Origin of the sequence: Pseudoalteromonas sp. MIP2626 (assembly GCF_013414205.1) — a bacterium.
Classification (GTDB): domain Bacteria; phylum Pseudomonadota; class Gammaproteobacteria; order Enterobacterales; family Alteromonadaceae; genus Pseudoalteromonas; species Pseudoalteromonas nigrifaciens.
The window spans coordinates 14885-36196 of sequence record NZ_JAATTW010000027.1 but is presented as its reverse complement, the minus strand read 5'-3'; the positions used below and the strand labels follow the sequence as shown (position 1 = coordinate 36196).

At 41.8% G+C, this 21312-nt stretch carries 12 protein-coding genes and 1 pseudogene; 4 read left to right on the top strand and 9 right to left on the bottom strand.

The window, feature by feature from the left end; genetic code table 11:
- The first annotated feature begins 32 nt into the window (after nt 1–32).
- Nucleotides 33–1496: a ribosome biogenesis GTPase Der gene (der, locus tag HC000_RS11950; protein ID WP_011329772.1), complete on the top strand. Its 1464-nt coding sequence runs from the start codon at nt 33–35 to the stop codon at nt 1494–1496.
- A 117-nt stretch (nt 1497–1613) separates the two neighbouring features.
- On the opposite strand, the pseudogene HC000_RS18680 reads toward der, so the two are convergent.
- Nucleotides 1614–2023: pseudogene (locus HC000_RS18680) on the bottom strand (DUF4202 family protein).
- Nucleotides 2024–2207: 184 nt separating this feature from the next.
- Between HC000_RS18680 and HC000_RS11940 the strand changes: the two are divergent.
- Nucleotides 2208–3935, top strand: coding sequence for a DUF885 domain-containing protein (locus HC000_RS11940; RefSeq protein ID WP_179807757.1), 1728 nt, complete (start codon nt 2208–2210; stop codon nt 3933–3935).
- Nucleotides 3936–3990: 55 nt separating this feature from the next.
- Here HC000_RS11940 and HC000_RS11935 read toward each other — a convergent pair whose 3' ends face one another.
- From HC000_RS11935 to HC000_RS11910, 6 genes are all read right to left on the bottom strand, one after another.
- Entirely contained in the window at nt 3991–4452 is a 462-nt protein-coding gene (locus HC000_RS11935) for a thioredoxin family protein (protein ID WP_179807756.1), read from the bottom strand.
- 123 nt (nt 4453–4575) lie between these two features.
- Complete coding sequence (locus tag HC000_RS11930) at nt 4576–6522, bottom strand: hypothetical protein (protein WP_179807755.1); 1947 nt, start codon at nt 6520–6522, stop codon at nt 4576–4578.
- A 190-nt stretch (nt 6523–6712) separates the two neighbouring features.
- Nucleotides 6713–8392, bottom strand: coding sequence for a dihydroxy-acid dehydratase (gene ilvD / locus HC000_RS11925; protein ID WP_011329767.1), 1680 nt, complete (start codon nt 8390–8392; stop codon nt 6713–6715).
- Nucleotides 8393–8539: 147 nt separating this feature from the next.
- Nucleotides 8540–10030, bottom strand: coding sequence for a glutamate synthase subunit beta (locus HC000_RS11920; RefSeq protein ID WP_089369085.1), 1491 nt, complete (start codon nt 10028–10030; stop codon nt 8540–8542).
- Between the two features lie 20 nt (nt 10031–10050).
- The gene (gene gltB / locus HC000_RS11915) at nt 10051–14658 is read right to left on the bottom strand and encodes a glutamate synthase large subunit (protein WP_179807754.1); all 4608 of its coding nucleotides are present in this window, start codon (nt 14656–14658) and stop codon (nt 10051–10053) included.
- A gap of 638 nt (nt 14659–15296) precedes the next feature.
- Nucleotides 15297–16502, bottom strand: coding sequence for an anhydro-N-acetylmuramic acid kinase (locus HC000_RS11910; protein ID WP_179807753.1), 1206 nt, complete (start codon nt 16500–16502; stop codon nt 15297–15299).
- Nucleotides 16503–16983: 481 nt separating this feature from the next.
- Here HC000_RS11910 and HC000_RS11905 point away from each other — a divergent pair, with 481 nt between their 5' ends.
- A complete protein-coding gene (locus tag HC000_RS11905) occupies nt 16984–18012 on the top strand; it encodes an NADP-dependent oxidoreductase (protein ID WP_179807752.1) in 1029 nt (342 codons plus the stop codon).
- A 49-nt stretch (nt 18013–18061) separates the two neighbouring features.
- On the top strand, nt 18062–18679 hold the full coding sequence (locus HC000_RS11900) for a glutathione S-transferase (protein ID WP_179807751.1): 618 nt from the start codon (nt 18062–18064) through the stop codon (nt 18677–18679).
- 97 nt (nt 18680–18776) lie between these two features.
- Here HC000_RS11900 and HC000_RS11895 read toward each other — a convergent pair whose 3' ends face one another.
- Both HC000_RS11895 and HC000_RS11890 read right to left on the bottom strand, forming a co-directional pair.
- Nucleotides 18777–19085, bottom strand: a complete 309-nt coding sequence (locus HC000_RS11895) for a YkgJ family cysteine cluster protein (protein ID WP_176359701.1) — start codon at nt 19083–19085, stop codon at nt 18777–18779.
- Between the two features lie 116 nt (nt 19086–19201).
- The gene (locus HC000_RS11890; protein WP_179807750.1) at nt 19202–21148 is read right to left on the bottom strand and encodes a RecQ family ATP-dependent DNA helicase; all 1947 of its coding nucleotides are present in this window, start codon (nt 21146–21148) and stop codon (nt 19202–19204) included.
- Nucleotides 21149–21312: the final 164 nt, after the last annotated feature.

Below are 21312 nucleotides of genomic sequence, written 5' to 3'. Positions count from 1 at the left end.
AAGCCTTTTGTTGTTTTTTAAAGAGGTAGTTTATGCTTCCCGTGATCGCTCTAGTGGGGCGACCCAATGTGGGCAAATCCACATTATTTAACCGTTTAACACGTACTCGTGACGCGCTCGTAGCCGATTTTCCAGGTTTAACTCGTGATAGAAAATATGGCCAAGCAAATTACGATGGCTATGAATTTATCGTGGTAGACACGGGCGGTATTGATGGTTCTGAAGAAGGCATTGAAATCGAAATGGCTGATCAGTCTCTGCTCGCCATTGAAGAAGCCGATATAGTACTGTTTTTAGTTGATGCCCGTGTAGGTATGACAGTAGCTGACCAAGCCATTGCTAATCACTTGCGCAAGCAAGAGAAAAAATGCTTTGTGGTTGCTAACAAAACCGACGGTATTGACGCCGATTCAAACTGCGCTGAGTTCTATCAATTATCGCTGGGCGAAATTCATCATATTGCTGCATCACATGGCCGTGGTATTACGTTATTACTTGAACAAACGCTACAGCCTTTAATTGCTGAATTAGCGGCGCTTGATGAAGATGTAAGTAACGATGATGAAGAGCTTATCGATTTATACCAAGAAGACAGTGAAGATGACTCTCATCAAGCATTTGCAGACAAACCTGTAAAGCTAGCCATTATTGGTCGTCCTAACGTAGGCAAGTCAACACTTACCAACCGTATACTCGGGGAAGAACGTGTAATTGTTTACGATATGCCAGGCACAACCCGCGATTCTATTTATATTCCGATGACCCGTAACGACAAAGAATATATTTTAATCGACACAGCTGGTGTGCGTAAGCGTAAAAAAGTAAGCGACGTGGTTGAAAAGTTCTCAGTGATTAAAACCCTACAAGCAATTGAAGACTGTAACGTAGTGTTATTAGTCGTTGATGCTCGTGCGGGTATTTCTGATCAAGATTTAAGCTTATTAGGTTTTGCACTTAACTCTGGCCGTTCACTGGTTATTGCGGTGAACAAATGGGATGGCTTAGACGATTATGTTAAAGATCGTATTAAATCAGAACTAGATCGTCGCTTAGGCTTTATCGACTTTGCCCGCCTGCACTTTATATCGGCATTACACGGTACTGGCGTAGGTCATTTATTTGAGTCGGTAGATGAAGCTTACGAGTCAGCTACTAAGCGTATAAGCACCGCAATGTTACGTCGTATTATGGACATGGCACAAGCGGATCATCAGCCACCACTTGTTCGTGGTCGCCGTGTTAAGCTTAAATATGCGCATGCCGGTGGTTATAACCCACCACGTATCGTTATTCATGGTAACCAAGTTCATGATTTACCTGATAGCTATAAACGCTACCTAATGAACTACTACCGTAAAGCACTGAAAATTATGGGCACACCTATCAAAATCGAATTTAGAGAAGGTGATAACCCATTTGCCGGACGTGTTAATAAAATAACACTATCGCAAAAGCGTAAAATTCGTGCGTTTAGTAAAGAAAACCGTAACAAATAGGTACTAGGTACTAGGTACTAGGTACTAGGTACTAGGTACTAGGTACTAGGTACTAGGTACTAAAATATTAAATGGCGTACATTAAATGTACGCCATTTTTTTGTTTAAAATAAAGTATTACGCAACCGCTTTATGAATAAGCCTAACTAACGGTTCGGGTAATGTTACATTACCAGCAAGCACAAAATCACGCGCCTCTACTGACATTTTTTGCCACGTACGGCGAATAATGCCAAGCCATTTTTGTTCATCATAATCTGGTTTGGTACTGGTAAAGGCCAACATATAATGTTCAATAAACACCAAACTTGCAATATCCTCCACTAACTGACTGTCTGGGTTGCGTTTAATATCTTGCTTAGCTACCGCGGCATAAGCTCATCGGCATTAGGGTTAAAACGCGCTAACATTTCGCTCATACGAGTTGCGTATAAACTTTCTTTTGGCAGGCTCTGAGCATTATATATTTCAGTATTAGGGTCTTGGCTATTTGCTTGATCAATTAAAGTTATTACTTGGTTAAGCATTGTTTTATTAGGTGCGCTATTTAGCATGGTACTTATATTTAACTTGAGTTTACTTTACACCATTCTAAGCCGCTCAAAACGAATAAGCGAGTACTGAACGTTAACCGCACTAACGAAGTGTTATCTATAAACAGCACGTGTTAACCTTGAACGATAAAAATTAACTCGCTAAAACGAGATAAACATGTTCAAAAAAAGTATTTTAGCTATTTGCTTAACCCTAGTTTCGCTGCCAAGTATGGCTGATAACAATGCCGATTTAAAAAATATAATTGATAAACATTGGCAACACGCCCAAGCCGAAAAAATATTTTTTCGTACCGATCCCGACGGCTGGAAACCCAATGGCAAGTTAGCTAATTGGACCGAGCACGCTATTGCTCAGCGTCAACTGTACAATGATGCCGTGCTCGACAATTTAAAAAACATTGATCCTAGCAAGCTCAGCGACGCGCAGTTGATGAATTACCGATTATTTAAATATGAACGAGAAACCGAGCAACAAAGCTATCTATTTCAGGATAAGTATTTTCCAGTAAACTTTTTAAGCGGCTGGCATACCTACTTTGCTGAAGCACCGGCTAATATGGCATTTTTAACTGCTAATGATTATGATCACTTTTTAGTCAGCCTTGCCGACTACCCTCGTTTTAATCAAGAAAACATTAACTTGATGAAAGCTGGGATTAAAAATGGTTATACGCATTACTGTAAAACCTTTGAAAATTACAGCAGTAGCATTAGCGCTCATATCGTTAAAAAACCTGAGAACAGCGCCTTATACGAGCCCTTTACCCGTATTCCGAGTACGTTTAGTGCAGAGCAAAAAGCCACATATCAAAACAAAGCAAAAGCTTTAATTAGCTCAAAAGTAGTACCCGCTTATCAGCATTTTTACGACTTTTTTGAAAACGATTACATGCCTAATTGCAGAGCCGAGCCTGGTATTTCAAGTGTTAAAGATGGCCTTGATTACTACAAATATACGGTAAATTATTACACCACCACCAATGCCACGCCAAAACAAATACACGAACTTGGCTTAAAGGAAGTCGCACGTATAAAAACGCAAATGCAAAACATCATTGATAAAGTGGGCTTTGATGGCACTTACGCTGAGTTTTTAGAGTTTTTAGCGAACGACAAGCAATTTTACGCAACAGACGCGCAAGACTTGCTCGAAAAAACCGCTTTCATTACCCAAAAAATGTATGGCAAGTTACCTACCTATTTTGGCCATTTACCGCGCAACACCTTTACGATTAAAGGCTCAGCAAGTCGCGGCGCGTTTTATATGCCACCACCTGATAACCGCTCACCAGGTACTTATTTTTTAGCTTCAACACCTAAAATACAGCCTTTATATAACCTAGAGGCACTGAGTTTACACGAAGCAATTCCTGGGCATCATTTACAAAATGCCGTTGCCATGGAGTTAAATGTACCCCAGTTTAGACGAACACTTAGCCACTCTGCATTTGGCGAAGGTTGGGGCTTGTACAGCGAACGTTTAGGCAAAGAAGCCGGATTTTATCAAAACCCTTACAGCGACTTTGGCCGTTTGGGCTACGAAATGTGGCGCGCAGTGCGTTTAGTGGTTGATACCGGTATTCATGCCTTTGGCTGGAGCCGCCAAAAGGCTATTGACTACTTGGCAGATCACACAGCCTTGCCGCAAAGTGCGGTTGAGGATCAAATAGATCGTTATATTTCTTGGCCAGGCCAAGCACTGTCTTACAAAATGGGCGAGCTAAAAATACGTGAACTGCGCGCAAAAGCCGAAAAAGAGCTAGGTGCTAAGTTTGATATACGCCAGTTTCACGACACTGTTATCGGCCAAGGTTCACTGCCAATGGCGGTGTTAGAAGCGGTAATAAATGAATGGATTGCACAGCAAAAGTCCGTTATTTGATGTCTGTGGCGCTGAACATTACTCAGCGCCTTTAACCTGCAAGCCCACTCGATTATTAAGGTAGGTTTTTTGTAAGATCTTGCGCAAGTGTGCCCGCTGGTTTTTCAACCATACGTGTTAGTTCTTTGCCATTTTGGCTAACTATAATAGTAGGTGTGTATTGTAAATTATGAGCCTGTGCTACGCCGCTAGCATCTTGCTTGTTGTACCCTACGGCTACAAATTTAATACTCTCTAATTGTACTTTCGACTGTTCAAGCAGTTTAATTAAACGCGGAACTTCGCGCGCGCTATCATGGCACCAAGTACCAAATAATACGGTTAACTCCTTCCCCTTTAATTTTTGTATTAGCGTAATATCTTGTTTGCTAGGGGTAAAGTTTTTATATTGCTGAGCAAAGTTATCATATTCTGCAAGTAAATCTGCCGCGCTAATACCCCCAGTATAAGGCGCTGTAGCCCCAAAAGTGGACAGTGGCAAACACAGAAAAAAGAATAAAACTAATTTTTTAAACATTAAGGCGCCTTTTTGTATTAATACTGTGAGTGTTTTATTTACTCGATTTAAGAGTATAAGTTAAGTTCATATATGGCTATTTTACAACCAAAGAAAGTCAATAGCATTACTATAATCAAGCCATTATTTATTGTTATCCATAAAAAAGTTTACTTGCGATAACTGCGTTAAATACTCTCGTCTTGCATCTTTATCTTGCGCTAATTTGTCTAAATCACCAATTAATGTAACTAACTTATTATGTGAATAATGGTTGGTATTTTTAAAATCATCTGGCTCACCAATCTCGTTTATACGTTCTTTTTTATCCATTTTGTGGCTGTTTTCGTTGTTTTCAAGCCAAATATCGTTAATAAGGCGAATGTTACTTTCGTTAGTGGTTTTTTCAGTAAGTGCCATTTTTAGCTCATACTGCGATTTATCTTGGTTGTATTGATAGGTTTTTTTATCAATATCTATTTGCTGGTATTGGTCAAGCCCAACTAACTCGTTATTTTTAACGGCGGTATTAATATTGTAACTTTCTTCGCTGTCGTAATAATCGGGCCGGGTATTCTGGTAGTCAAAATGGCTACTTACGTTTTTACTTTGCGTAACCCCTTTTAGCTCACCTGACTTTTGTTGCTCGGTGGCTTGGCTTAGCGCAACGTTACTTTTAGGCTGATAGTCGCCTCTGTCCATGGCAAACTCAAATTTTGCATCAAAATCAGCTAACTTAGAAATACCCGCCCCTAAAGAATTTTGCGTACTGTTGCCAAGCCCTTGATAGCGAGGATCGTTCGTGATCATGTTATCGACTAAATCGGCAACCATAGCGCGCCCGTCATTAAATTGCTGCGTTGCTAGTGACTCTAACTTGCTATAACGCTGCGCTGCTGAGGACATGCTCGTAAATGCGCCTTTAAATAAAGCAAAGCCTTGCTGCATATTTGCATCGCCTTTTTTACCAAATGCAGACGCTTTCTCGTCGCTACTATTGTGGCGGCTATCTTCAAGGTTTTTATCTAATGAGGCAAGATACTGCTGCATTTGCTGGTTATCTTTAGCGCCTACCGTTGCCATATCTAAAGTAAAGTCGATTTTATTAGCGCCGCGATCCGATTTAAATACCAGCGCTTGCTGCTGCATACTTTCATCTATGCTGTAGCTAAAATCAAGATTGTTTTCAGTAGATAAAACGCTCTCACCTTCGGTCGTTGAAAAAGACACATCAAAACCAGATAACTGCTGATGATTAAAATCTGCTAAAAAGTCTAAGTTCATATCGCCTTGGTTTACCGGCACATAACGGCTGTTAGCATATTGACTGACTTTAAAAAACTCATCAGCCATTTCACCTACACCTGCAAGTACTTCAGTTAGCGCCTGATGCTCAGCCTCTGACAAATCCCCTTCTACTTCATAGCTAAGGCTAAAATTATCAGCCGTTTTACCAGCACTTTCATCATAACCTTGCGATGAGTTAAAGGTAATATTAATAATATCGCCTTCTTTGGTTTTTACTGATAATTGAAAGCGGTAGTTATCGTCATCCTCCTGCTTGCTGCGATTAATACTCTCCATATAAGGGTTAAGCGCACGCTCAACACGCTGCTGACTAGAGGCTAAAAATGATGTTTGTTGATGCCCTAATTGCCCCAGGTTAAATAAAATATCACTGGTGTTGGCGTAAGCCCCCTGAATATCTGTTACCGATTTATTTAAGCGTTGTATGAGCTTATCGCTATGCTCATTTTTAAGTAGCCCTTCTTGCTGACTCGTTATTACAGTACGTATAGCTAACTCTTCAGCGCTGTAGTGGTAGCTCGATATATTTGCTTTTTTTGCAGGAGTGATCAGCACCGAAAGTTGCTGTTGCAGTAATTGGGCAACTTTTTCGTCGCTAAACTGACTGAGAAAATCGGACGTTATTTTGGGTGATAGCTCTGTTGCTAACTCTGGTATTAATTTTGGCGCTATTTCGAGTGGGCTATGTTGCAGTTTGCTGCTAAGGGTATGGTTTGCATTATCAACTGGCAGTACTTGCTTTGTCGCTAAACTAGAGTGGTTATTTAACCCATTGTTAATCATGATCATCCTTAATCGCAAACTGCTATTAAGTATATATCGGTCGGCCAACTAAAAACTTGAGCGATTTATAACCTTGTTACTTAAATTACAAATAAAGTAACAAGGTTATCTAGGGCGTGTTGATCTTTGCGGATTAAAACTCGCTCTATTTAGGGGAGTTTAATCACTAATTTTAGCGATTAATTGTGCCTTAACTTGGCTTATCGGTCACGGCTCCGGTAGAGGCTGAGCTTACTGTTCTGGCATATTTTGCTAGTAATCCGCGGGTGTATTTTGGCGCAGGTTGTTGCCAACGTTGTTTCCTACTGGCCATTTCTTCATCAGTAATATTAAGAGTCATTTCACGGCTTTGCGCGTCAATAGTAATGCTGTCACCATTTTCTACTAGTGCAATGGCGCCGCCTTCGTAAGCTTCTGGTGTAACGTGCCCCACAACAAAACCCCTACTACCACCTGAAAAACGACCATCGGTAATAAGCGCCACATCGTTACCTAAACCTTTACCCATAATAGCTGAAGTGGGGCTTAGCATTTCACGCATACCTGGGCCACCTTTAGGACCTTCATAGCGAATTACTACAACGTCTCCGGCTACTACTTGCCCATCTATAATAGCGGCAAAACCTTGCTCTTCTGAGTCATATACTTTTGCGTTGCCGGTAAAGCGTAAACCCTCTTTACCCGTAATTTTTGACACTGCCCCTTCTGGCGCTAAGTTGCCAGCTAATATAACTAAATGACTGTCTTTTTTAATCGGCTTATCAAAAGGTAAAATAATATTTTGCCCTGCTGGGTAATCTGCTACATCGGCTAAATTTTCGGCCATGGTTTTGCCTGTCACTGTCATACAGTCACCGTGCAGCATACCGGCATCTAATAAACGCTTCATCAGTGGCTGAATGCCACCAATTTCAATCAACTCCGACATTAAATATTGACCGCTTGGGCGCAAGTCTGCAATTACTGGTGTTTTATCGCCAATACGCACAAAGTCATCCAATGTTACTTCAACGCCTACCGCATCAGCCATAGCAATTAAATGCAGCACCGCATTGGTTGAGCCGCCTAAGGTAATGATCAGCGTAATTGCATTTTCAAACGCTTTTTTGGTCATAATATCGGAAGGTTTAATGTCATGCTCTAGCAAATAAACAATCGCTTTACCCGCATCAATACAGTCTTGTTTTTTGTTTTGTGAAATAGCATTTTGCGCAGAACTATTTGGCATACTCATGCCTAAAGCTTCAATTGCTGAGGCTAACGTATTTGCCGTGTACATACCACCACAAGAACCAGCCCCTGGTATGGCTGTTTTTTCAATATGTTCTAATTGCGTAATTGGAATATCGCCTGCCGCGTAGCTGCCCACCGCTTCAAATACCGAGACTATATCGGTATGATTTTCACCGGGTAAAATTGTACCGCCGTACACAAATATAGAGGGGCGGTTTAAACGTGCTAAACCCATTAAACAACCCGGCATATTTTTATCACAACCGCCAATAGCAATAATACCGTCGTGGCCCATACCCGCCGATACCGCTTCTATTGAATCGCAAATTACTTCGCGTGATACTAAAGAATATTTCATCCCTTCGGTGCCCATAGAAATACCATCGGATACGGTAATGGTATTATATATAACGCTTTTCGCACCGGCGCTATCTACGCCTTTACCCACTTCTTCGGCAAGTGTATTAATGTGCATATTGCACGGCGTTACCATAGACCATGTAGAGGCAATACCAACTTGAGACTTTTTAAAATCGTCATCATTAAAACCTACCGCTCGTAACATAGAACGACTAGGAGCCTGAGCGCTACCATCTACAATTTTTTGTGAATATTTACGTGGTTTTTCAGAAGTCATTTCTTACCTTACCTACTTTTTACAAGGTTTATTAATAGAATAAATTATAAAAACAAGCCCCACCTTGCATAATTAATGCGGTAGGGCTTGCTATAATAGATGGTTTTAACTTTTAAAGCAGTTAAAGTTTACAGACTTGTAATCGCTTTAAGGCAAATAGCTTTTACCCATTAAATAGCTGTCAACCTCACGCGCGCAGCGTCGACCTTCATCTATTGCCCACACAATTAAGCTTTGTCCGCGACGACTATCGCCTGCGGCAAATACGCCAGGCTTGCTTGTAGCAAACTTATCGTACTGTGCTGCAATATTAGAGCGAGCATCTTGCTCTAAACCAAATTGTGCAACAAGGCCACCTTCTGGCCCCATAAAGCCCATAGCAATCAGTACTATATCGGCAGGAATTATCTTTTCACTGCCCGCTACTTCTTGTGGCACCATTTGCCCTTTATCGTTAAGTTGCCAAGTAATATCTACAGTGTGCACAGCTTTAACATTACCTTGCCCGTCACTTTCAATTTTTTTAGTCATCACTAAATATTGACGTGGATCTTGGCCTTGTACTGCAATAGCTTCTTTTTGGCCGTAATCAACCAACAAACGTTTCGGCCATTGTGGCCAAGGATTGCTGCTCTCGTCGCGTTGCTCGGGTGGACGAGGCATAATTTCTAGCTGAATAGCACTTTTACACTGATGGCGAAGCGCAGTACCAATACAATCGGTGCCGGTATCACCGCCACCTATAACCACTACATTTTTGCCTTTCGCATTAATGAACGCTCCGTCTTGATGTTCGCTATCGAGCAAGCTTTTGGTATTGGCTGTTAAAAAGTCCATCGCAAAATGCACACCGTTAAGTTCGCGCCCTGCAACGGGTAAGTCGCGCGGTACTGTGGCACCAATACATAACACGACTGAGTCAAAGTCAGTTTCTAACTGTGCCACACTAATGTCTTTGCCTACTTCAGTATTAGTAACAAAAACAATGCCTTCTTGGGCTAAAATATCAACCCGACGTTGCACTAATTCTTTTTGTAGCTTCATGTTTGGAATACCATACATTAGCAAGCCACCAATGCGGTCGGCGCGCTCATATACAGTAACCATATGGCCAGCTTTATTTAACTGTGCTGCAGCGGCAAGGCCCGCTGGGCCCGAACCAATTACGGCTACATTTTTACCAGTGCGAGATGCAGGTGGCTCAGCAACCACCCAACCTTGCTTAAAGGCATGATCAATAATTTCTTTTTCATGTAACTTAATAGCCACCGGATCGGCGTTAATACCCAGTACACATGCACCCTCACAAGGGGCTGGGCATACACGCCCAGTAAACTCAGGAAAGTTATTGGTTTTATGCAATAGCTCTACTGCATCTTGCCAGCGGCCGCGATAAATTAAGTCATTCCACTCCGGTATTACATTATTTACCGGACACCCAGCTACTGCCGGTGCAAATTCTGATTTTGCCGACTGACAAAACGGCACGCCACAATCCATACAACGCGAAGCTTGCTGCTCTACATCTGCTTGTGGTATTTCTTCATATACTTCCAGCCAGTCAATTAAACGTTCACCTGCGTTACGCTCAGTTGGCAAGGCACGACCTACGTTGATAAACCCTGTTGGATTTCCCATAATATATTCTCCTTGGCAACTTAAGCTTTAGCGCTAGCTATGTTGTTTAAATGAATGTCGAATGCTTCTACGGCAATGTCATACTCTGAGGTGAATTTTCCGCTACTGCGTACATCATTCATATAACCTTGCATGCGTTTGTAATCAACCGGCATTACTTTAACAAAGCGCTTAACATTGCTGTTCCAATCTTTTAATAAATCACTGGCAACATCTGAACCTGTAGCATCAAAATGTTGGCTAATTAAGGCTTTTAATTCGTGGCTTTCAGCGTCGGTATCTACACTTTCAAGTGCGACCATTTCCATATTGCATTTAGCCGCAAAGTCATTATTTACATCAAGTACGTAAGCAACACCGCCCGACATACCTGCAGCAAAGTTTCGACCAGTTGCGCCCAAAATAACCACTTTACCGCCGGTCATGTATTCACAACCGTGATCCCCCACACCTTCAACAACGGCTGTTGCGCCCGAGTTACGTACACAAAAACGCTCCCCCGCTATACCGCGTATAAAGGCGCTACCCGAAGTTGCTCCAAAAAAGGCCACATTACCAATGAGGATATTTTCACTAGCAGCAAACTTAGCTTGTTTACTAGGGTACACCACTAAATTTGCGCCAGAGAGTCCTTTACCAAAGTAGTCGTTGGCATCGCCTTCAAGTTCAAAACGTAAACCCTTGGTTGAAAAACAACCAAAGCTTTGTCCCGCTGAGCCGTTAAACTTAACCTTAATAGTATCTTGCGGTAAGCCATCTGCATGGTACTTTTTAGAGATTTCGTTAGAGATCATCGCCCCTATGGTTCTGTCAGTGTTAATCACATCGTATTCAAGCGCCACACTTTGCCCAGACTCTAGTGCCGCTTGAGCATCTTTGATCATTTTGCGATCGATAATGTCGTCGATTAAATGCTTTTGCTTTATTGATTGATACAGAGTTTCGTTTTCAGCGCATTCTGCTTTGTGTAATAGTGGAGTTAAGTCAACGCCTTGGTATTTCCAATGGTCAACATCTTTGCGCTGTGTAAGGCACTGAGTTTGGCCTACCATTTCTTCAATACTTCTAAAACCAAGCTCAGCCATAATTTCGCGTAAACCTTCTGCCATCATGGTAAAAAAGTTAACTAAAATATCGGCACGACCAGTAAACTTGTCGCGCAGGCCTTTATCTTGTGTGGCAATACCAACTGGGCAAGTATTTAAATGACACTTACGCATCATAATACATCCCTCAACCACCAATGCTGTGGTAGCCATACCATACTCTTCTGCACCAAGTAGCGTTGCAATGGCTAAGTCGCGTGGCGTTTTAAGTTGCCCATCGGTTTGTACCGTAATACGGCTACGCAGTTTATTACGCACCAAAGTTTGATGCGTTTCAGCCAAACCCAGTTCCCACGGTAAGCCCGTATGTTTAATTGAGCTCAGTGGTGACGCACCGGTGCCGCCATCGTGGCCCGCAATCAATACCACATCGGCATAAGCTTTTGCCACACCCGATGCAACCGTACCTACACCCGCTTCTGATACTAATTTAACGTTAATGCGCGCGTCGCGGTTGGCGTTTTTAAGATCAAAAATAAGTTGCGATAAATCTTCAATAGAATAAATATCATGGTGTGGCGGCGGCGAAATCAAGCCCACCCCTGGCGTAGAGCCACGAGTTTTACCTATCCATGCATCTACTTTATCGCCGGGTAATTGCCCACCTTCGCCCGGTTTTGCGCCCTGCGCCATTTTTATTTGTAGCTCATCGGCATTCGCTAAATAATGGCTAGTAACACCAAAACGACCCGAAGCCACTTGTTTAATTCGCGAATTCATCGAATCGCCATTTTCAAGCGCAGTATAACGAATTGGGTCTTCGCCGCCCTCACCGCTGTTACTTTTACCGCCAATGCGGTTCATAGCTATGGCTAAAGTAGTGTGTGCTTCCCACGAAATTGAGCCAAACGACATGGCACCCGAGGCAAAACGTTTAAAAATATTGGCAACCGGTTCCACTTCGCTCAAGGCAATAGCAGGACGATCGCTATTCAATTGTAATAAACCCCTTAAGGTAAAGGCTTCTTTACTTTGATCGTCCACCGTTTTTGCATACTGTTTAAATTGCTCAACATTATTACTGGCTGTTGAATGCTGCAGTAAGCGAATTACCGTGGGATTAAATAAGTGCCGTTCACCATCATGACGCCACGAGTATTCTCCGCCTGTAGGCAGTAGTTTATCTATAGCAATGCGGTTGGCCTCAGGGAAACCCTCACGGTGGCGTAATAGCGCCTCTTGGGCAATTTGATCTAGGCTTAAGCCTTCAATGCGGCTAACCGTACCGGTAAAGTACTGATCAATAACCTCTGAGTTAATGCCTAAGGCTTCAAAAACTTGCGCACCTAAATACGACTGTAGCGTTGAAATACCCATTTTAGAGAAGGTTTTTAACAAGCCGCTGCCTACCGCTTTGGTGTATTTTTGGGTAATTTGTTCATTCGTTAAGTTAGTATCAAGTACGCCTTCATCACGTAAACCATACATGCTCTCTAGGGCTAAATACGGGTTAACTGCCGCAGCGCCATAACCAATAACAGTAGCAAAATGATGCGTTTCGCGTATATCACCCGACTCCAAAATTATATCGGCAGATGAGCGTAGTTTTTCACGAATTAAATAGTGATGCACCGCAGCTGTTGCCAATACCGAAGGTATAGCAACATGGTCGCTGTCTACGCCTCGGTCACTTAAAATAAGTATTTCATAATCATCTTCAACGGCATTTTTGGCATATAAACAAATACGATCCAGTGCTCTTTTTAGTGCGCCTGGCCCACCACTGGCTTTAAAAGTAATGTCGATCGTTTTAGCTTGAAGATGGTTATTATCTATATACTGTAGTTTGCGTAATTGCTCATTAGTTAATACAGGCTGTTCAATTTCAACCTTATGGCAATGCCCAGGTGTTTCATCGAGCAAGTTAAGTGAGCGGCCAATATAACCACGCAACGACATTACCAATTCTTCACGAATAGGGTCGATGGGCGGGTTGGTTACTTGCGCAAATAACTGCTTAAAATAATGTGATAATTGTTGCGGGCGATGCGACAGCACTGCAAGCGGCGTGTCGGTACCCATAGCGCCTAGTGGCTCTTTAGCCGTACCAACCATACCCGCTAGTACTAGGTTAAGATCTTCGCTGGTGTAACCAAATGCTTTTTGTATTTTTCGCAGCTCTGCCAATGGCGGCTGGGCAAAAGACGCGCTAGGAACGGGTAAATTGTCTAATTCAATTTTGTTTTCAGCTAACCAACGAGCATACGGCTGAGCCGAGCTAACGTATTGTTTTACTTCGTCATCACTAATAATGCGACCTTGCTCTAAGTCAGCAATAAATATTTTACCCGGTTGCAAACGCCCCTTTTCAACCACAGTAGATTGATCAACGCACAATGCACCGGTTTCAGAGCCCATCACTAGCGTGCCATCTTCGGTTAACAAGTAACGCGAAGGGCGCAAACCATTACGATCAAGGGTTGCACCAATAACATTGCCATCGGTAAACGATAAAGATGCTGGGCCATCCCATGGCTCCATAATACAGGCATAATACTCGTAAAATGCGCGCTTGGTGGCATCCATATTGGTTTGTGTTTGCCATGCTTCTGGCACCATCATCATCATTACTTGCGCCAAAGACCGCCCGCTGAGCACTAATAGCTCAATAGCCATATCAAGATTAGCCGAATCTGAGTTATCGTTATTACACACCGGATTTAACATATTCAATTCAGCATCGCTAAAATTAACCGAGCTAAACAATGCCTCACGAGCATTCATCCAGTTAATATTACCGCGTACCGTATTAATTTCACCATTGTGGGCTATATAACGAAACGGCTGAGCGCGGCGCCAAGCAGGAAAAGTATTGGTTGAAAAACGAGAATGAAACATCGCCATTCCCGAAATAGTACGCTCGTCTTGCAGATCAAGGTAATACTGGCGCACTTGCTCGGTAGTAAACTGGCCTTTATAAACAATTTTGGTAGATGACATTGAGGTTACATAAAATTCGTCACGTTCGGTGAAATCTAAACCATTAATTTTATGCGAGGTGTATTTACGCAGCACAAACAGCTTACGTTCAAATTCTTGTGCGCTTAGCGCTTGCGGCTTAGCAATAAACACTTGCTCAATATTTGGCTCGCTTTCAAATGAAGCCGCGCCTAACATAGAGTTATCGCCCGGAACATCCCGATACCCTATTAAGGTTAAACCCAGTTCGGCAATATTTTGATTTAGTATTTTTTTACACGCGTCGCTAAGTGCTTTATCGCGCGGGAAAAAAATCATCCCCACACCATAGTTTAAGGCGCTTGGCAGCGTCCACCCTAGCTTTGCGGTTTCTTGACGGAAAAACTCATGAGGAATTTGAATAAGAATACCAGCACCATCACCACTTTTAACGTCAAACCCTGTTCCACCACGATGTTCCATGCAGCTGAGCATGGTGAGTGCATTTTCGATAATATCGTGTGACTTTTTACCCTTAAGGTTAGCGACAAAGCCAATGCCGCAACTGTCATGTTCAAATTCAGCGCGATAAAGACCTTGGGATTTTTTGCTCATATCATTCATTACTTATTCCTATTTCATCAGCCTATTGCTATCAGCTAAATTGTGCTTACTAATTAAGTCATATATTTTTATATACTCGAGGTATGCGCTTATCTCATTCAAAAAATCGTTAAAATGCCTAAAACAGCCACTGTAAAATCTTTTTTGAATTTGTATAGTGCAGTATTTATTAGTGAAAACTTTAATCAAAGGGGGATAAAAACTAGCCGTAAAATAACGCTGAGTCAACTAAGAAATGAATATACATTCAGATTATATGAATATATATAGTCAAAAATAGTTATTAACAGTCCATTTACACTGCATTTAATAACTATGCCTTATGTTTTAAAAAAGCGCATAGTTGATTTGGATGGGTTTGGTCTTTTTAGTTATAAAAGTGCACCACTAAGGCCTGAGGGGCGAAACTAAGGGAGGATTGGTGCATCTTTAAAAAGTAAATAAGCAATAACATTTTTATAATAATTAAAGCGCAGCTGCAATTAATTACTACAAAACAATATTCACGCTAATGGCCGCGCAAAAAAATAAGCTTACCCTATAACAGTAAGTCGCAGTTATGCAAAGGCCAAACAGTGAGTTTGGCTAGGTCTCACCTAAAAAATTAAGCTTAAAAATTAAGCCTAGAATATGTGGTTTCAATCTGCAAAACTCACTTTACCCATAGTAACGCCTGCAATTCCTTGAGCTTTATTATCAAGGTGTAGCTGCTCACCGGCTAAGCATTCGTTAGCTAAAATAGCAAAAAGTACCGCTTCTTTCGCGTCGGGATCAACCCCTAATGCGTGAGTATTTTTAAAACCTTTTATGGCCGGACAAAGCGTTACTAAATGTTGCATTAAGAGTAAATTGTGAATGCCGCCGCCACTGGCATACACCACACTATTGGGCGCCATTTTTACACACGTATTTAGCGCATTGGCAATAACCTCTGCGGTAAAGCGGTTTAAGGTGGCCATTACGTCTTGATGACTTAACTTTTGGGTATTTGAAGCCTGTTGCGCAGCCTCTAAATAAGCCAGATTAAACACTTCAGGGCCAGTAGTTTTTGGCATTTTTAGGGTTAAAAAATGATTGTCGCAAAGCGCTGTTAGTAACGCAGTATTAATAACGCCCGCTTTCGCTATCGCAGCGTTTTCATCGTAATGCATGTTATTAAAATAACGCTGCACATAGGCATCCATAATGGTATTACATGGGCCAATGTCAGAGCTAAATACTGCGTTACTATCGCCATTTTGGGGTAAAAAAGTGAGGTTAGCTATACCGCCCATATTGAGCAAAATACGATTTTCGTCAGAGCTTGAAAAAAATAAATAATCACCATACACGGCAAGTGGTGCGCCCTCGCCGCCTGCTGCTATATGCTTTTGCCGAAAATCGCCAATGGTAGTAATACCTGTAGTAACGGCTATTTGGTCGCTATCGCCAATTTGTAAAGTGCCATTGTTAAAGTCGTTATACTGATGCTGGCTTTTAGGGCAATGGTAAATAGTTTGTCCGTGGCTGGCTATTACGTCTATGTTGGCTGGGTTTATCTGCCAGCTTTTTAAACACTGATTAACCATGTCACCATGTAATTTACCAACCCAAGGGTGCAGTAACGTAAGGTATTCTAAGTTGCATTCACGCTTGGCGAATACCTGCTTTATTTTTGTTTTATAATCATCGCTATAATCAACCGTAGTAAACTTTAAAACCTCAATTTGGGTATGCACACCCGCGGCAGTTATTTTACATAAGGCAACATCAAGCCCATCTAACGAGGTACCACTCATTAGGCCTATAATTAATCGGCTTGGCTTTAACGCACTGTTATAAAGCTTACTAATGTGTGGGTGCATAATAATTTCGCATCTATTGTTGTTAAGTTAATAGCATTCATTTTAGAGTAGTTTAAATAAAAGTTATAGCGCTATAGAAATCAGTTAATCCACTTATAAACTCACCTTAGAGTAAATACTCACACCTTGGGGTTGATTTTTTAACCGTGTGCCCAAAACTCCTGTATTAAGATATACATACTTAACCTGAGCTCTGGTTAAGAGATTTACTAACGTATTGAATCATCGTTATATTTGATTTTATTTTCTCTAGCCAGAGGTTTTCAGTGAAAACAAGGCGAATTTACGCGTCAATAGCTGGCCTATTGCAAGTAAATTCAACGCAGTTAGCGCTGAAAATAGCTGCTTGAGATAAGTTTATTATCCGGAGCTCAGGTTTCTTACTACTTATCTGCGCATTATTGTTTAGTTTCAACTTTGCTTTAAACACAAACTAAAACATTCAGATCAAAGTAGTTCACTCATCTATTGGAGATTTTATATGTCAGTAACCAGTCGACAACTCACGTTAGCATTACGCCCACACGGTGCTCCTACCGATGAAAACTTTGCATTAAAAACACTAGAGCTGCCGCCATTAAAAAATGGTGAAGTATTACTGCGTACCATTTACTTATCCCTTGACCCTTACATGCGTGGCCGCATGAGCGACGCTAAATCGTATGCCGACCCAGTAAATGTTGGCGACGTGATGGTTGGGGCAACTGTATGCCAAGTTCAAGAGTCTAAAAACGACTCCTTTAGCGAAGGCGAATGGGTATTGGCTTACACTGGTTGGCAAGACTACGCTATTAGCAACGGCGAAGGGTTAATGCAATTAGGCAAAGAGCCTGCTAATCCTTCGTATGCACTAGGTATTATGGGAATGCCGGGCTTTACCGCTTATATGGGATTACTTGATATTGGTGCACCTAAAGCAGGTGAAACCGTGGTCGTTGCTGCAGCAACAGGCCCTGTGGGCGCTACCGTTGGCCAAATTGCAAAAATTAAAGGCTGTAGAGTCGTCGGCGTTGCCGGTGGCAGTGAAAAATGTAAGCACGCAGTAGAAGTATTAGGTTTTGATGCCTGTATTGATCACAAAGCAGATAATTTTGCACAGCAACTTGAACAAGCCTGTGATAATGGTATTGATGTTTATTATGAAAATGTGGGCGGCAAGGTATTCGACGCCGTATTACCCCTTCTCAATACATCAGCACGCGTACCTGTGTGTGGTTTAGTGTCGCAGTATAATGCAACCAGCTTACCAGAAGGCCCTGATCGTTTGGGTATGCTAATGGGGCAAATACTCTCTAAGCGTATTAAGATGCAAGGCTTTATTATTTTTGACGATTATGGCCATCGTTATGATGAGTTTGCAACCGCTATGCAGCAATGGCTACAAGATGGAAAAATTCAATACCGCGAACATATAGTAGAAGGCATCGAAAATACCATTACTGCCTTTAACGATATGATCAGCGGGAAAAACTTCGGTAAAACCGTAGTTAAAATTAACAGCCCACTTTAAATTTAATGCGTTGTTATCTGTAGAAAATGGCAACGCAACAAGGATTACTATGATCAAGCTACATCATTTAAATAAATCACGCTCAAAACGTATTATCTGGTTACTAGAAGAATTAGCCGTAGATTATGAAATAGTTGCTTACCAACGTAATAAAGACACTTTTTTAGCCCCAGATGAACTTAAACATATTCATCAGCTTGGTAAGTCGCCGGTGATAGAAGATGATGGGATTATTGTTGCCGAGTCGGGCGCAATTACCGATTACCTCATTACTAAATACGGTAACGGAAAGTTTGCACCTAAAGCAGGCACTAGCGATTATGTTGATTATCAGCAATGGCTACACTTTGCCGAAAGCTCAGCTATTTTACCGCTGCTGCTTAAAATGTTTGTATTAAAAGATGGCGCTAAAACCCAGTTTTTAGAAGGTTACGCCGACGCCGAAACAGCTAAAGTAATAAGCTACTTTAACGATCGCCTAGAAGGCAAGCGTTACTTAGTAGGCGACACCCTAACCGGCGCCGATTTTATGATGTCGTTTATTGTCGAAATCGTTAAAAACTCAGGTCAACTAGCACACTTTAAAAACCTAGTTAAGTACGATGAGCAATTACAAAGCCATGAGAAGTTTCATACCGCACAAGAGCTTGAAGCTAAATACGATTAATAATCGGCTGCTATTAGCTTTACAGTTATACCAATTGCATTAAGTTAGTACACATTTAAAAAGGGCCTTGGGCCCTTTTTACGTTTGCTGTAATAATTTAAATTCCGCCTAGCTCGCGCTCGGTAATACACTCATCTGACGCCATTTCAAATTCGCGACACACTAACGGGCGGTTTTCGTAAATAGAACACATGAGTGTGTTGCGATCGAGGGCTTGGCACCAGCCATCATCGGCACGTTTCATTACTTCGCTGCCCCATTTATCGTATTCAATATAATGAAATGGCACACCGGTATCTGTCACTATGCGTACTTCTAATTGGCAGCAACAGGCTTGGCAATTAGCACACGTAACAGGCTCTGGGGTGGTGGTGAGGTTTTTAACCGGAATAACAATTTGAGGCATAGTGGCTTAATAAAATAAAGTAAGCCACTAGGATACACCAACTAAGCTCAAATCGGCAGAGTAAATCTATCTCTAGGGGCTATTTTAAAGGCTAACTAGGTTAAATTTAGCTAATATTATGCTAGCTGACGCGCCAGTAATTTCGCTTTAATATCACTGTAGCGCATCGCTTCACACAGCGCAAAACCACTCAATTGGCGCACTTTATTGCGTGCAAATAAAGGCACGCTCATGCCCGCTAAAAAGCGACATTGGGTTTCTACACCTACGTTATTAATGCCTTTACTGGCTAGATGCTGTAAAAACTCATCTACTTTTTGATAAATTACACTCTCATCAACAACATCTGCTTGCACTGAATATTCAAGCTTAACACTGTGGCCTCTGCATACTGAGCAATGGCCGCATTGCTGGGGCGCATTTTGATCGTCAAAATAACGGGCAAGGTTGTAGCTTAAACAGCTTTGCAACTCAAAAAAGCGTACCAATGCAGCTATACGTTTTATTTCGGCTTGTTCTTTATCGGTAAAATAATCATGCAGTTGCTGCGCAAGTTCAGGGTTGTTTATCACCTCACTATGCACTTTATACACTTGGGTAATACGTTTGGTTTCTAGGGTAATAAGCTGTTTTTCGGCTAAGTAGTCAAGCGCCGCAACCACTCGTTTTCGATCGACTTGCGCGGCTTGTGTCAGGCTATCAAAATTAAGCGTGCCCCATATCTTTTTAAAATCGGTATGGCTAAATATTTGCGTTAAAAATGCTTGGCGCTGCTCATCAAACTGGCCTAGCAACTCGTTTTTATCAACCAAAAACTTATATTTAAAATCGGCGTAGTAAGCGTATTGCGGCGTAATTGCACCTTGCATTTCTAGCTGTACTAACAAAGTTTTAAGCGCAAGTTGCCTAATATTACTGTCGCTTGAAAGGCTATATTCTTGCATTTCCCATTGCTGCTGCGAGCTGTGGTGCTGGCGAATATCGTTAATTACATGCTCAATACCGCTTAGCTCTGGGGTGTCGCCATACACAAAGTTCTCTACAGTATTTAACCCATCAAGGTTGGCTAAGGTAAAACACTGTGACGGGTTACCATCGCGCCCTGCTCGGCCTATTTCTTGGCTGTAGTTTTCAATCGATTTAGGTAAGTCGTAATGAATAACAAAGCGAATATCGGCTTTATCTACGCCCATTCCAAAAGCAATCGTAGCCACTACTACATTAATTCTACCACCCATAAAGTCATCTTGAATTTGCCATCTAAGTGTATCTTCAAGCCCAGCATGATACGCCACAGCTTGCAGCCCTTGATTGCTAAGCATATTAGCCACTTGTTCGGCACTTTGCTGCAAGGTAACATACACAATACCTGGGCCATTTTGTGCGCTAATAATGTTAGCAAGCTCGGTATTTTTATCCGCCGTTTTTACACTCAGCACACTTAAGTCTAAATTAGCGCGGTAAAAACCGGTTTGTACAATGCATTCTGGGGCAATGGCAAAGCGCTCGGCCATATCGCGCTTTACTTTTTTAGTCGCGGTGGCGGTTAATAATAATACCAGCGGAATATTAAGCTCTTCACGGTAGCGTGGTAGTTTTAAGTAGTCGGGTCTAAAGTTGTGTCCCCACTCAGAAATACAGTGCGCTTCGTCAACAACCAACATAGACACTGCTATTTGGTTAATAAACTCTCTAAAACGCTCATTTTTAAAGCGCTCAACCGACACCATTAAGACTTTAATTTTACCGCTGCGAACATCGTTCATTACGGTACTGCTTTGCATTTGATTTTGGCTCGAATCAAGGCTGGCAGCATAAATACCTTTGCTGTTTAAAAAGCTAATTTGATCTTTCATCAATGCCAATAAGGGCGATACCACTAAGGTTAAATGCGGTAAATGCAACGCGGTTAATTGATAACACAAAGACTTACCCGAGCCGGTTGGGAATATTGCCAACGACGATTGCCCATTTAACAACTGCTCTATGGTTTGCTGCTGCCCGCCTTTAAACTGATTAAAGCCAAAGTGTTGCTCAAGTGATTGAATTAGTGGCGCGCTCATAAATGTCCTTTAGATAACTAAACAATAGTCATGCTTATAAAAATGCGGTGTAGATGAAATATTTGCAACTCAGTATACAACAAATAACATTATTTATTGCTGACATCAGTTTTATTTAGGCGCAAACTAGGCAGCCATAGAATGAGTAATAACTACTTGTTGCC